Origin of the sequence: Paenibacillus sp. HB172176 (genome assembly GCF_011947265.1) — a bacterium.
GTDB lineage: Bacteria > Bacillota > Bacilli > Paenibacillales > Paenibacillaceae > Pristimantibacillus.
This window is the reverse complement of the sequence record NZ_JAATHD010000031.1, coordinates 1-14,316: the sequence shown is the minus strand read 5'-3', so window position 1 is coordinate 14,316 and position 14,316 is coordinate 1. Positions and strand designations below refer to the sequence as shown.

The 14,316-nt window shown below is 50.4% G+C and carries 10 protein-coding genes; 3 read left to right on the top strand and 7 right to left on the bottom strand.

The features are described 5' to 3' along the window. Window positions 1-154: 154 nt before the first annotated feature. From rlmN to HFP08_RS25730, 4 genes are all read right to left on the bottom strand, one after another. On the bottom strand, window positions 155-1,249 hold the full coding sequence (rlmN, locus tag HFP08_RS25745; RefSeq protein WP_168123538.1) for a dual-specificity RNA methyltransferase RlmN: 1,095 nt from the start codon (window positions 1,247-1,249) through the stop codon (window positions 155-157). A 106-nt stretch (window positions 1,250-1,355) separates the two neighbouring features. After that, complete coding sequence (locus HFP08_RS25740) at window positions 1,356-2,429, bottom strand: Ger(x)C family spore germination protein (RefSeq protein WP_168123507.1); 1,074 nt, start codon at window positions 2,427-2,429, stop codon at window positions 1,356-1,358. Continuing rightward, window positions 2,413-3,492: a GerAB/ArcD/ProY family transporter gene (locus HFP08_RS25735; protein WP_168123506.1), complete on the bottom strand. Its 1,080-nt coding sequence runs from the start codon at window positions 3,490-3,492 to the stop codon at window positions 2,413-2,415. The genes HFP08_RS25740 and HFP08_RS25735 overlap by 17 nt, the downstream gene beginning before the upstream one ends. Continuing rightward, on the bottom strand, window positions 3,485-4,831 hold the full coding sequence (locus HFP08_RS25730) for a spore germination protein (protein WP_168123505.1): 1,347 nt from the start codon (window positions 4,829-4,831) through the stop codon (window positions 3,485-3,487). Before HFP08_RS25730 ends, HFP08_RS25735 begins: the two co-directional genes overlap by 8 nt. 163 nt (window positions 4,832-4,994) lie before the next feature. Here HFP08_RS25730 and HFP08_RS25725 point away from each other — a divergent pair, with 163 nt between their 5' ends. From HFP08_RS25725 to HFP08_RS25715, 3 genes are read left to right on the top strand one after another with little or no spacing between them, the layout of a single operon-like run. Further along, on the top strand, window positions 4,995-6,368 hold the full coding sequence (locus HFP08_RS25725) for a spore germination protein (RefSeq protein WP_168123504.1): 1,374 nt from the start codon (window positions 4,995-4,997) through the stop codon (window positions 6,366-6,368). Between the two features lie 37 nt (window positions 6,369-6,405). Next, a complete protein-coding gene (locus tag HFP08_RS25720) occupies window positions 6,406-7,506 on the top strand; it encodes a GerAB/ArcD/ProY family transporter (RefSeq protein ID WP_168123503.1) in 1,101 nt (366 codons plus the stop codon). 2 nt (window positions 7,507-7,508) lie between these two features. Next, entirely contained in the window at window positions 7,509-8,600 is a 1,092-nt protein-coding gene (locus tag HFP08_RS25715) for a Ger(x)C family spore germination protein (protein ID WP_168123502.1), read from the top strand. A 7-nt stretch (window positions 8,601-8,607) separates the two neighbouring features. On the opposite strand, the gene HFP08_RS25710 is transcribed toward HFP08_RS25715, so the two are convergent. The 3 genes from HFP08_RS25710 to HFP08_RS25700 all read right to left on the bottom strand — a co-directional run bounded on the left by HFP08_RS25710 (window position 8,608) and on the right by HFP08_RS25700 (window position 14,165). Beyond that, window positions 8,608-10,692, bottom strand: coding sequence for a beta-galactosidase (locus HFP08_RS25710; protein WP_168123501.1), 2,085 nt, complete (start codon window positions 10,690-10,692; stop codon window positions 8,608-8,610). 12 nt (window positions 10,693-10,704) lie between these two features. Beyond that, complete coding sequence (locus HFP08_RS25705) at window positions 10,705-12,540, bottom strand: FAD-dependent oxidoreductase (protein WP_206109321.1); 1,836 nt, start codon at window positions 12,538-12,540, stop codon at window positions 10,705-10,707. Between the two features lie 83 nt (window positions 12,541-12,623). After that, window positions 12,624-14,165 carry an extracellular solute-binding protein gene (locus HFP08_RS25700; RefSeq protein ID WP_168123499.1) on the bottom strand — a complete coding sequence of 514 codons (1,542 nt, stop codon included), beginning with the start codon at window positions 14,163-14,165 and terminating at the stop codon, window positions 12,624-12,626. Window positions 14,166-14,316: the final 151 nt, after the last annotated feature.

Genomic DNA, 14,316 nt, shown 5'->3' with positions numbered 1-14,316 from the left:
CACGAACCTTTTGCACATTTGCGCAATTCGTATAATAAGCGGGTGCTTGCCTTTGCTGCAAAATGACAAAGAGGTTGCCCGCGAAAGCATCATTTGTTGCAACATGATGCTTTCGCGGGCAACCTCTTTTCGAGCAAAAATCCGACTCCATCTGTTATTTCGCCATCGACTTAATCTGTTTGCTGCGCAATTGACCGCAAGCCGCGTCGATATCGGCGCCATGCTCAAGCCTCACGCTAACGCTGATGCCTTGCTTCTTAAGCGCATCGTAGAACAAGCGAATGGATTCCTGCTGGCTTCGCTGATATTGACTATGCTCATCTACAGGATTGTACGGTATCAAATTCACGTTAACGAGCTGGCGACGAGCTTGCATCAGCTCCGCCAGCTCAAGCGCTTGCTCGACTCCGTCGTTCACGTCCTTCAGCAGGATATATTCGATCGTCATTCTGCGGTTCGTCTTCTCGAGGTAATAATCAATCGCATCCATCAGCTTCTCGATTGGGATCGCCTTGTTAATCTTCATAATGCGTGTGCGAAGCTCATTGTTCGGCGCATGCAGAGAGACGGCCAGGTTCACATGCAAATCGCTGTCCGCGAATTCCTTGATCTTGCCGGCCAGGCCGCTCGTCGAAACCGTAATATGCCTGGCGCCAATAGCCAAGCCTTTGTGATCTTTAATAACATTGATGAAATCCGACATATTCTCGAAATTATCGAACGGCTCCCCTATGCCCATCACGACCACATGGCTGACCCGTTCTCCCTCGCCAGCCGCGTCCAGATGGAGCTGCGCCTTCATGATTTGACCGACGATTTCGCCACTGGATAGATCGCGGCTCTTCGGCAGCAGGCCGCTGGCGCAGAAGCTGCAGCCGATATTGCAGCCGACTTGCGTCGTCACACAGACGGACAAGCCGAATTTATGGCGCATGAGCACCGTCTCGATCAAATTGCCGTCGCTCAGACGAAGTAGAAATTTAATCGTCCCGTCGAAGGATTCCTGCTTCACATGCTCCTCGAGCGCATCGATGACGAAATGCTTCTTGAGCAACGCCAGGCATTCCGGATTTACATCCTCCATCGCGTCAAAGGATGTGACGCGCTTCCGATAAAGCCAGTCCCATACCTGGCCCGCCCGAAACCTTCGATGCCCGCGTTCCTCAAGCCACGCCGTTAATTGCGTCAGCGCAAGTCCATATATAGAAGGCAGCGCATCGCGCTCCGCAGCCTTGATTTCCTCATTCATTTGTACATTCAACCCATTATCGCTCATGCTTGTTCCTCATTTCATTCCGCCTCGCAGCATTCTGCTCTCATTGTCGCAAAAAGCCCGCTCAAACACAAGCAAATCGTTATGCCAGCTTTGTATTCCCTTCATTCTGAATAATCGTTTTGAACTTCAGTCGGAGCTCCAGCTTCGGGAGATACTCCTTCCTCCAATTGCTTAATCGATCTCGCGGAATTTGTTTGCGAAACAGCTGCCCCAAGCCAAGAATATCGGCTTCCCGAGCTTTCGTTTTCTGAAACATGTGATTAAAGCTTGCAGAGAGAATTTCATTCATTTCTTGTTTAATCCTCTCTGTTGTCACATCGCCTCTGGTTTCCATAATGGTAACCTTAATCGTAATTTGCACATCCAAATAAGGAATCTGATTCTTGAATGAGCTGTGATGCCTCATGGAACTGCTCAATACCTGCACACTTGCATCATTCATCACTTCGATTTTCCCTTGCGCGCTATTCCCTTTAAAAGAATTGAACAACAAGGTTTCCTCTGGTGTGATCCGATCAACCATTTTTCCATTCTTAATGATTGCCGAGCCCAGATAATCAATGGTTCCATTCGTTCCGGACTTAATAATCGGGATGGCTACATCGCGTGTATAGGAGAATATGCTCCGGTATACCTCCCAGATACGCGTCAGCGACATCTGCGGATTCCAGCCTGCATTTTTCTCGAAACAATCGTAAAGCGTCGTTCCTTTGGGAGTCATCGATTTTTTCACATAATCAAAGAAGGGATCCAGCCTTTCTTCGCATATAACGATAATCGCTTTGGAAGAGATCTGTCTCGAGCGCATAAAGCTTTTGATACTGTCGTTCAGCCCTTGCTCCGCATACCCCTTTTCAACCAAGATCATTTTCAGATGCAGAAGATCAACACTGCTCTCCACCCTTTCACTTAACTTATCAACGGCTTGACTAATCGTTATGCCCTCTTGCTTCAAGATTCTAATATTTATTCCTTTCGGTCTGGGTTCAGGAATTTGAAGAAAAACCTTATATAAGTTGTTGTGAAACGATACGCCCATAACGACAGGCATGGAACGATGGTCGATATCTCTATTATCCCAACAACCGCATAGACATCCAAGCAATCCCAAACTGATCATGATTCCGAGCAATCGACTAATCCGTTGCATCATAGCTTACCCTGCCTTTGAGGTGTCTTCCAATAAAATAGGTCGAAAGCGGTACGGCAATTAGTATATAAATTCTTAAGCTGGTATCCCAGTTAACCACTGCCTCGACATCCTTCCAGTTTGGAATAGCCATACATGCCAGAAACACGAGAACCGATATGAAAATAAGCCAATAGGAAGACTTTGCAACAGTAAAGCAAGTGCTAACAACCCTCATCATTGACCACAATGTGATGGAGAGAAACAACATGATAAAGGAAACCAGACTCAGAAATAAAAATATCGTAATCCGATCAAACATCGACCATGTAATCGCAATCGTATCCAGAGACACGATGAATGGAAAGATGAAAGTAGAAGCTGTCGCCTCTCCAAATGTTAATAATGGAATATAAACGGAGAAAAGAAAGAAAGGAAGCAGCGCCATCGCAGCAAACCATACAGAGCGCTTTCGATAAGCGACACTGGACGGAATGAAGCCGAGAAATAAAAAACCTCCCGTAAATACAAATAAGCTTTGAAGGTAATAGGGATTCGTCAGAAACGAAAAGCCCCCCAGCAGAGGAAATACATAATGCCAGTCCACGTTCTGAAACGAAAACAATGAAAAAAAGAGCATAATCGGAACATTCAATAACCCGATAAGCACTCCTGTGCGAAGGATAGACGAAATGCCCTTGAATGCCATATACGTAGAGATCAGGAGAAACAATATCATGATTGCCCAAAGCGGCGTATTGGAGAGGAAAACGATGGTCATCATTTCAGCTAAAGATCGAACGGTAACAATACAACTCATCAACAGATATAACGTAAGCGGCAGGAGAATCAAGATGGGCATCCCTTTGCCGAATTTCAAATTCAAACTGATAATATCCATATTCCCCGCATCTTTAAGTCCCTTCATATAGAAGGAAATGGCAGCCATATGAACGATAAATCCCATGACGATCGGAATCCAGTGGCCTTGAGTTGTACTCGCTATGATTGCACCGGGATAGATAAAGAAGATAAGCCCCAGGTGCGTCATAAAATACATGGAAGCTACTTGCCAGGTTTTATCCATATTTGCTGCCATCCTTTGACTTTAATAATCCGATATAAGGGACACCGAAGGTTTCCACGCTAGCTAAATAGGCGCATATGAATACCATGCCCTCCAAAATGCCAAGCACACCGAAAACGGCAGCCATCACAAGGACAATATATTTCGAAACGCGAAGAGCAAGCGATTGCTGCATGCCAACAATCGTCGAATTCGCAATCGTTGTCGCAGCCAGTATTATGATCAGAAGACTGCTAACCAGCTTTGCTTGTACGACAGCTTGTCCTAGAATGATCCCTCCAACCATAGTTACAGTCACTCCAATATTTTTGGGCAGTCGAATGGCAGCTTCAATGGTCAGCTCCAGTATAATGAGAATAAACATCATCTCAATAAAGGCGGGGTAAGGGATGCCTATCCGCGTTTCGGCTATGGATAGAGCCATCTCTATTCGCAGCACTTCTGGATTAACCGATACAAAAGCAACGTATAATCCTGGCAGAATCATGGTTAACCATATGCCGAAGAGCCGCAATGTACGCAAAAACAGCATTAACGGCAATGGGAAATTACGGTCATTGTTGAGACAGAAGACGTCTACAAACATACCGGGAAAGATTAATGCCAGCGGGAACCGATCAATAAATACAATCGCTCGTCCCTGCTTCAAGAAGGCTGCAGCTTCTTGCGGGAGTTCTGTCTGATTAAACTTCGAAATCATAAGCCAAGAGGGGAATTCCATCATTTGTCGAGATAGCTGTTGAAGATTATGAATGGCTATATGCTTGTTTTTTTCGATTTGATCGGTCATTTTCTGAATGAAATTCATATCCGTGACACCACTGTAATAAAGGAGTGCAAGCTTCGAATGATCTTCATTCCCGGAAAAGAATGATTTCGTTTTGACACGCTCAGACTGAAGCTGCTTTCTGAGTATCCCGATATTTGAATGAATATCCTCCGTGAACGCATCCAAAGGACCCAGAAAAATATTTTCATTAACAGGCGGAGCAATCGCTCGGTCAAGCGATTTGGCAGCAGGATTCATAATGACGAACGATTCGTCATTCTCAAAAAAAATGAGCAGCTTTCCTTGAACCATTTTGAGAATGAGGTCGTTAACTTCTGCTTCCTCCCATACTTCTCCAAGATCGTTTTTAAGCTGCTCCAAGGTCAGATTGGATTGCACAGCCGCCTCGAAAAAAATTTGCAAATTAAGCCTGGTATGCGCCAAATCAATTAATGAATGCAGACCAAAATAGACAACAGGCACATTGACTATAGCTTCTTGAACATAAAAAAAATCATCATCATCCGAAAACTCACTGCTTAGTTGACGTAAGAGCGCTGACATTCCCATCCATCCTTTGACTATATGAAGATAATGGGAGTATGCCCTCAAACGATACGAATATGCGATAAAATGGCTTATACGGGCGAATCAACTGCTCTGTATAAAAACGGTATAGCAGGGCAGTTTACTCTTATGATTCCATGTTCAGGTTCATTTCGGAGGTATCGCCATGCCAGATCTCCTTTCATCGACATTCCGATTAAGCGAACAATCGAAGGAGCTCCCTTTATTTACTCTCTTGCAGGATGCTTTCGCGAATTCGGCAGATTATAAAGCGATCCCCTTTGGAATGCGCGATTCGGGCGACTGGTTTATTTGTTATCTGCAATCCCTCTGCTCTTCGCAAAAATTAATTTATTCCCTTGAAGGCATCGATGAACAAAATCTGCTTGTTCAGTTGGGACAATATTACGGCACGAATCCAACGGAAGGCGATTTTCAAAGCTGCATGGAAGCGATTTGCCATGGATCGGCCATTCTATGCAAGCATGCTTCTTCCACCGGCATTATTGTGAACATATCCGAGGTTCAGCAGAGAGCCGTTAGTACACCCATTACCGAAAATGTGCTTCAAGGACCTATGAACGCGTTCATCGAGAACCTTGATACCAACGTTGCGCTGATCCGGCAGCAAATCCGCTCCTCGCAACTGAAAATGTGGGAAACCGTTATCGGTTCGGCCAGTCATACACGAGTCGCTTTGTTCTACTATGAAGGAGCCATGAATGCTCTGCTGCTGTCGCATCTGCAGGAGAAATTAAAGCAAATCAACATTACCGGACTTCGCGATATTAATCAGCTTCTAAAGCTGCTGTCGTCCAAAAAACGAATGCATTTGTTCCCTCTGGGAATATCGACGGAAAGACCCGACCACGCAGCCACGGATTTGCTGAAAGGAAAAGCCGTCATCATGGTCGACGGATCTCCGTTCGCTCTCAGCTTGCCTTCTGTCTATACGGATTTTTGGCATTCGCCCGAAGACGATTACATGAATCCTTATGTCGCCTATTTCCTTCTTTCCCTGCGGTTTATTGCCATGTTCCTGAATTTGTTTCTTCCCGCTTTATATGTAGCGCTCACATCGATTAATGTGGATGTCAATCGGCTTGAAATTTCTCTGGCCGCTTCCGCCAGTCGCGAGGCTGTCCCCTACCCCGTGTTCATAGAGACGATATTGATGCTTATCGTTATTGACTTGATTACGGAAGCCGGCTTGCGTCTTCCCAAGACGATAAGCTCGACCGTCACGATGGTAGGAGGCGTCGTGCTTGGCCAAGCGATTATCCAGGCTCATATTGTCAGCCACTTGCTCGTCATTATCGTGGCGACAACAGCCATTTCCAATTACATTGTGATCGATTACCAAATGGGGCTGGTTCAACGCATTTTAAAATATTTCATCGTAATCGGGGCCTCAATCGCGGGATTGCTCGGAATTGTCTTCTGCTTCTCCTGTCTCATTATCTACCTTAGCTGCCTGGAGTCATTCGGAGCGCCGTACCTGACATCGCTCTTGCCCAAGAAAAGAACCAAGCCGTCTTGACCCGCTCTCAGCCCATGCATCGAGAAGGAGCTCATTTATGAAACAACCCTTGTCTGTTAAGCGGTACGAAATGATCGCCATTCAAATGCTGTATGCCGGCGCTTCGGCAGGCTTCATCTATCCAAACTTCATCATTCAGAGCACCGAGGGAGCCTACTGGATTCCGCTTGCAATCTGGACGGCAGGAGCCTTGGCCAGCTCATTCCTGTATAGCCGATTGCTCGCAAGGCTCGATGGCGGGAACATGATTGCCCGGATTCAATCCGCTCTCGGCACATGGGGAGCCTCCCTGTTGGCCGCTCCCGTTTTGCTTTTTCTCATCATAGCTCTCGTTATTATGCTGAGAGCCTACACTGAGATGATCACCATGACGATACTGCCGACCACTCCCATTTCTTTTCTGAACGGAATGCTGCTGGCTCCTGCCGCGCTTGCATTTGCCGGTATGATGCCGATTGTGCGAGCGGCGCGAATTTTTTTTCTGTTAGGATTCTTGTTTACCTTCTGTCTGTTGCTCATCGGCCTTAGCGACGTGAAGTGGGTGCTTGGCATGCCATGGATGAGAACCAACGGCGATTTCTTACGGGACAAGGGATTCTATGCCGGATCATTCCTTTGGATGGGCTTTGCCATCACCTCGTTTATCGGGACCTATACGCGTTCCTCCGCGCAAAGCGCATGGAAAAGCTACGCTTTTTCCCTCCTTTGCGCTTTCCCTTTCATTGCGAGCTATATCTATTTGCCGGTCATGACCTTCGGCAGAGAGCTAAGCCAAAGATTAACCTTTCCATTCATATCCAAAATGGATACCATTACGCATTATTGGCTTGTATTTGAAAATTTGACCGCTATTTTCGTCTCGGCCATCATGTTCTATCTGCTGCTCATCATGGCTTTGAAGCTGCATGCGATCGGCGAAATGATGAAAATTTTCATGCCTCGGGCCAACAAGAAGATCCTATATACTTGTCTTTCTCTTATTGTGTATGCGGCGGCAACGGCTATCCCTTCCTGGAGAACGGTAGAGAATATGATCCTGTTGACGTTTGGCTGCAGATTCTATGTTATGTTCTTCTTTCCGTTGCTGGGCATGCTTGCTTTAGCCTATGGAAAGAAGAAGCTTGAAGCGGGGGAATAACCATGCGAGGAAAAAGCAAGCTGCTAAGATGGATGGTTGCGGGCTGTTGCGTTCTGCCCTTGCTGTCCGGATGCTGGGATGCCAAGGATGTTGATAATCGCCTTCTGGTGGGCGCGATGGGACTCGAAAAAACATCCGAATCCACGCTTAAGGTATGGCTGCGGTTTCCGCTCCCTAGCGCAACGCAGGAGTCGACGAAGAAAGACTTCTTCGTCATGAGCCAGAGCGGGCGCACCGTCCCCGATGCGATCAACAAAATGAGGTACAAGCTCCCCAAATCAGTGGAATCATCTTCTACACGCGCCCTGTTATTGGATGAATCCCTGGCTCAATCCGGGCTTTCGCCTTATTTGGAATTCGCCGTCAGAGAACGCTCCATCCCGCTAGACGCGGTAGTGGCGGTTGTCAAAGGCAAGATGGAGCGGATTTTCACCGTGCCTAATCCGACGGGAGAGCTTTCGGGCATTTACACGAAGCTTTTTTTCGAGCCTTACGCCGGCGGCATCCCGCGCAAGAACAAAACCTTATTATGGGAAGTTTACTCGAAGCTGTACAATCCTTTGCACGCCAACCTTATCCCGTTTTTGACGGAAGGCAGCCAGAACTCCTTCGTCCTGACCGGGAATGCGATTTTCATGCAAGGAAAGCTCGTTGGCCAATTAAATAAAGAAGAATCTTTGTTGTATGAAATTTTCACCCATCGCTTTCATGATTCCGAAGTGGAATTAATGAATCGGGCCGACGTTAGAATTCTTCACAATCACATGCATATGCAAACATCTCTTAAAAACGGAAAGCCGCTAATCCAACTACATTGCTCGCTGGTTACAACATTAGTCGACCGCTCCAGCTTCCAACATCAGGATGTAGCCGGGATTGTCGCCGAGCTGAAATCAATTCTGTCTACGAACGCGGACTCCATGTTCGCAAAAACACAGGCAAAGGGAGCGGATATTTTCGGCTTCGGCAATCACTTCCGCGATCGTCTTCACCCTTCCGAATTCGACAAATGGCCGGATATGTTCAAGAATGCCGAAATCAAATATACCTTCTATATTACGATGAGAAACACAGGTCTGGAGTTTCTGAATTAAGTCAGCCTTATTCGTTCTCGATGGCAGAGCGCTTCAAGATTCGTACGCCGTTCGCATCCAAAGCAAGCTTCGGGCCGCTCGGCTCTCCGGTCTCCAAATCTGTATAACGGCGGTCATCCAAGCGAATTTCCTGCGCCCGTCCGCTGAAATTCATCACGAATACATAGTCGTTCTCCCCATCCGTGCGAGCCTGAGCGGTTACGCCTGTCGGGAGTTCGGTCTCGAGCGCCCGTTCAATCCCCGCCGCTTTCGCCACCTCGGTATAGAAGGGCTTGTAGAACGGCTCACTCGCTCTCGTCGCCAGATAGTAGGCTTTGCCCCTGCCGAAGGCATGAACGGTTAAAGCTGGTCGGCCCGCGTAGAAATCAGCCCGATAAACCGCCAGCGCCTCGGCTCCTTCCAGATGAATCAACTCGCACAGCTCATGGGAATCGAACGCCCCGGATAGACCCAGCGAGTTTCCTTCGAGGAAGGCCAGAGCATTCCGATCATGATCGTACAGCCCCTCAATCTCCTCCGACCAGATGCCAAGCGTTCTGCGCAGCGGTCCGGGAAAGCCGCCAAGATGGCACAGATCGTTCTCGTCGACAATGCCCGACCAATAGGTCGCAACAAAGGTGCCGCCATTCTCCACGAAGGCTTCGATCCGCGCACCCGCCGCATCATCCAGCATATATTGCATCGGTGCGATGATCAGCTTATATTTCGAGAAATCATCCTCTCTGCCAATGACGTCAACGGCTATGCCAAGCCTCCAGAACGCCCTGTAATGCTGCATGACCGTTCCCTCGTAATGAAGCCCGCTATTACGCGGCCCCTTCGCGTCATTGACCGCCCAGCGATTATCCCAATCCGCCAGAATGGCCGTCTTGGCATCCACCGTCGTGCCCGTCACTTCCGTCAACCGCTCCAAAGAATCGCCAACGTCGGCGACATCCCCGAACACCCGCGTATGCTCATGACCGGCATGGTCGACAACGGCGCCATGAAATTTCTCGAAGGAGCCGCGACTCTTCCTCCACTGGAAATACTGGACGCCGTCCGCGCCATGGGCGACCGCTTGAAGAGACGACAGCTTATGCATGCCCGGCCGCTTCAGCTTGCTGACAGGCTGCCAGTTGGTCAGACTCGGAGTGCTCTCCATCAGCACGAACGGCTTGCCGCCCTTGATCGAGCGGAACAGATCATGATTGAACGCAATCTCGGCGGCCATATCGCCGTCCCCTTGATCGCTTGGATGCTGATGCCACTCCGGATAGGCGTTCCAAGACACCACATCGATGACATCGGCGAATTTCCTGTAATCCAATCCGCCATACCAGCGCATCAGATTCGTCGTAACGGGAAGCTCGGAATTTGCCGCCTTGAGCGGCACGATCTCCTGCCGGCAGAAATCTACGGTTTGATCCGTAACGAATCGGCGCCAGTCGATGTTCAGGCCATGCGTCTTGTTCTCGCCGTGAGGAGAGGGTGACTCGACCTGGCTCCAGGAGGTATAGGAATGGCTCCAGAACGAGGTCCACCAGGCCCGATTCAACGCTTCCAGCGTGCCATATTTCGCCTTCAGCCATTCCCGGAATGCCTCCTGACAGAGCGGGCAATGACATTCGCCGCCGTATTCATTGGAGATATGCCAGCCGATGACCGCCGGATGCTCCGAGTATCGCTCGGCCAGCTTGCTGTTGATCAGACGAACCTTCTTCCGATAGATTGGCGAGGTATAGCAATGGTTGTGCCGGAAGCCGTGCAAATTGCGCACGCGGTTGGCGCCGACGCGAAGCACCTCTGTATATTTCTCCGACATCCAGGCCGGTCTCGCCGCGCTCGGCGTCGACAGCCAGGCGAATATCCCGTTCGCGGCGAAACGGTCCAGCAGCCGATCCAGCCAGTCGAAGGAGAACACGCCCTCCTCGGACTCCAGCGCCGACCAGGAGAAGATGCCGACCGCCATCACATTCGTCTTGGCCAGCCGCATCAAGCGAATATCTTCCTGAAGCAACTCCGGCTGGTCCAGCCATTGCTCCGGGCTATAATCCGCGCCGTGCATAAGCGCAGGCAAGCTGCCGTTAATCGGCGGGTAACGCTTTATCATCCTCAAATCCTCCTAAAATAATCTGATTTCGAATATTCGGGCATGATCCAAACCGTTGGTGCTCAGAACCTCTATGCGAAGCCTGACGACCCGCTCCGCCTCGACAGGGATGACCACTTGCCGCTGGTAATTATCTTCTATTCGAGCGATCTCGCGCTCTTCCTCAGGCGCATCCGCCAAGTATGCGATTACGCGGAACGACTTCAGCGTCTCCGGCTGCGGTCCCCATTCCAACTGCTTGTGCAAATGAGTCTCGTGCGTCAGCGTCAGTCGCCGATGCATGCCGGTGTCCAGCACAATTGCAAGCTCTCGCAAGGAAACGGACTCCGCCCATTCCAGCTCGATCCAGGGCAAGTGATCCAGCGGCAGCGGCAGCGACATCCAGCGATGCGTACCAGGGACGGCCAGATCCTCCCGCACTCCCCTATCCCCATGCATGGCTCGAGTATGACCGTCAATGACATTCGACGCCCGTCCCTCCGGCTGCTCGGAGGATGCCCGCACCGTCGCCAGGGAAGCCAGATTACGAAGCTCCGGTTCGATGCCGGGAAGATAGGCATCCTGGCGAATCAGCTGCTGCTGCGTTTTGCGAACCAAAGCCTTGCTCAGCCGCGCCTCCTCCAGCGGAAGTCCCTCTCTGGCCGCCAAGGCGGCGAAGGTGCCCGCGCCTTGTCCCATCACGCCGCAGGTGGCCATCACCCGAGTAGAGGAGAACGCGATATGCGTTGCGGATATGTTGCGCCCGACGAACATCAGATTATCGATGTTGGCGCTGATCATCGCACGGAGCGGGATGCCGTACACATAATGAGTATGGGGCTGATTGGCGGGACTCAGATCCCTGGCTTCGATGCCTTGCGGAGGATGCGTGTCCATCGGCCATCCGCCGAACGCCACGACATCCTCGAAGTGAACGGCATTCTCCAGATCGGATTGCGTCAGCAGATGCTGCCCGATGAATCGCCGCGATTCCCGCTTGCCGGGCAAGAAGCCGAACCAGTCCAGCGCCCAGTTCGCGGATTCGGGATGATGGCCGCTGTTCTTGATATGATCCCAGACACCCATCATGATCGCCAGCAGCTCGTCCCGAATGGATTCATTATCCGCTATCGTATCCAGCATGCCACCGAATTCCACCCACCAATAGCCGTATTCCCAGGAGGAATGGCCGCGGTATTGCAAATCCTCCTCCGTATAGCGCTTCGCCCAGACCGGCGGAATAAATCTCATCTCCTTCCCCATATCTCGCGCCGTGAACAAGAGCGATGAGCCAAGTCGGTAGCTGTCCGCTTCCTCGCCGGCATGTGATTCGCCGTACTCGCTTGAGGCTTCCCTGCCCGTCGTGAACCTCGCCCCCGCCTCCTTGCCCAGGCGGCCGTCACCCGTGCAGTCCATAAAGACGGAGGCGATGATGTCGAAGCGATGCTCCGTGCTTTCCCTGGCAGCCTGCACCGACACGATCCGACTTCCATCCATCGTCGCGCCCGTAACGGCGGTATTCAGCATCAGCCTCAGATTCGGCTCCGCGCGGCATTTCTCGTACAGGATGAGATCCAGCATCGACGCGCTTCGCTGCGGATTGCGAACGGCGCATTCCAGCAAAATTTCCTCAATGATTCCCCCTTCTCTCGCCTCCGTTTCCAGCGGCTTGCCTCGTTTGGAATGGGCCGCCCCGACAATATGCATGCGAATTTCGGAAGAGGCGTTCCCGCCGAGCACCGACCGATCCTGGCATAAGACAACCCTCGCGCCGTTGCGGGCAGCCGCCAGCGCCGCCGCAACGCCGGAGATGCCTCCTCCGGCGACATGCACGTCCGCTTCTATCGTTTCCATCGTCGTTTCTTTCATCTCGCTCATCCCCTTGGCAGAGGAAAGAACCGCGGCACGGAAGCCAGCGCATCCGTACGGGCGGTCCTTCCCGATCGTTATTCTTACTTTAATAAACCTTGTTCCTTCAACGTTTGCTTCGACTGTTCGACTTCCTCGTCAAGCTTGAACATATCCTTAAGCGATTGCGTGAATTGATCGAATTCCTCGATATCCCTCTTGCCGTAAACGAACTTGAGCAGCTCCTCGGAAATAAATCGATCCTTATCCGAATAGTTCACGCCCTCCAGACGAGTCAGATAGCCGTCATAGACCGGAATTTTCGGCGCATCCGCCGTCTTCTCGATCCACTCCGCCTGCTTGGCGAACTTCGTGGACAGATATTCCTTCTCCGGTCGGCCCATTAGTTGATAAATCCATGTAAATCCAGCCTCGCCCGATTTGTCGGTAAGCGTTACCTTGTCTCCATCCAAGGTATAGTGAACGCCCTCCAAGCCGTACTGCACCATGTTCAGGCCTTCGCCGTAGGAAACATAATTGAACAGATCAACAATGCGGCTCATCTTCTCTTCATTGCTTCCCGCAGCCTTCGAGACCGCGACATAGCCCGACGATCCGCCAATATTTTCGGCGTCTACGGCCGCGCCGTACACATGATCCTCGAATGGAGGAATGATTGTCCATTCCGCATTCGGATTCGCTGTTTTATAAGCTTCCACTTTGTCATCCTTCGTCATTTCCGTCCATTTCGAGAAGACGACTCCGGCCGAGCCTTGATACACTTTGTCGAAATACTGCTGCCCCGTATTCGTAGGCAGCTCGGGGTCGAGCACCTTCGCATCAGCCAGCTTTTTCATATATTTCAAGCTTTCTTTCAGTTGAGGGTCCTCATAGAAGTTTACAAGCTCCCCATCCCGAATCTGATACTCGGAAGCCGCTCCGAACGTCGCCAGAATCGGCGTGAAAGCATGCAGACCGCCGAAGGTCCCGGTAAGTCCGTAAGTGTCGTCCTTGCCATTGCCGTCAGGATCGTCCTTCGTGAACGCGAGCAGCACGTTATAGAATTCATCCAGCGTCTTCGGCATGGACAAGCCCAGATGATCCAGCCAATCTTGACGAATCCAGTAGGAGAAAGCTCGCACGGGAGCTGCTTTTGCGACGCCGTATACTTTGCCGTCTACCGTAGCCTTGGTGAAGCCTTCATCGCCCAGAAAGTCCTGAACCTTGTCCAGCTTATCCTTGTATGGCGTAAGATCGGCAAGCAAGCCGCGCTTGGCGTATTCGCGGAAGTCGTTGGCGGTTGCGAAGGTAATGAGATCAGGCAGATTATTGCCCGCGGCGCGCACATTCAGCTTCTCCATCAACTGGGATTCCGGCGTAATCGTCAGATTGACGCCAAGCACCTCTTTCAATTTCGTTTTAATGAAGTCATTATCCGGCAGCGTTGCTCCGGAGGTATTCATGACCATCTCGAGATTGATAACCTTCTTCTCGTTATTCGCGTTCGTCCCGGGACTGGACGCATTGCCGTTTCCGGTGTTTGAACCATTCCCGTTATTGTTGTTATTGCCGCCGCATGCGGCAAGCAATGCGATGATTAATAGAATGGCAATTGAAGTTGACAGTGCGTTTTTCTTCAAATTCATAGTACCCCTTCTCTCTGTCATAATGTTGGAGCTTATTTGAACACTCCCTCCACCTAGAAGAGGTGGGGGATTCTTGGGTTGTTACTCCTGAAGGAGCAAAGTTGTAGCGATATTCCTTCAAGGAACATCGTACGCCAAGCGATCCCTGTGG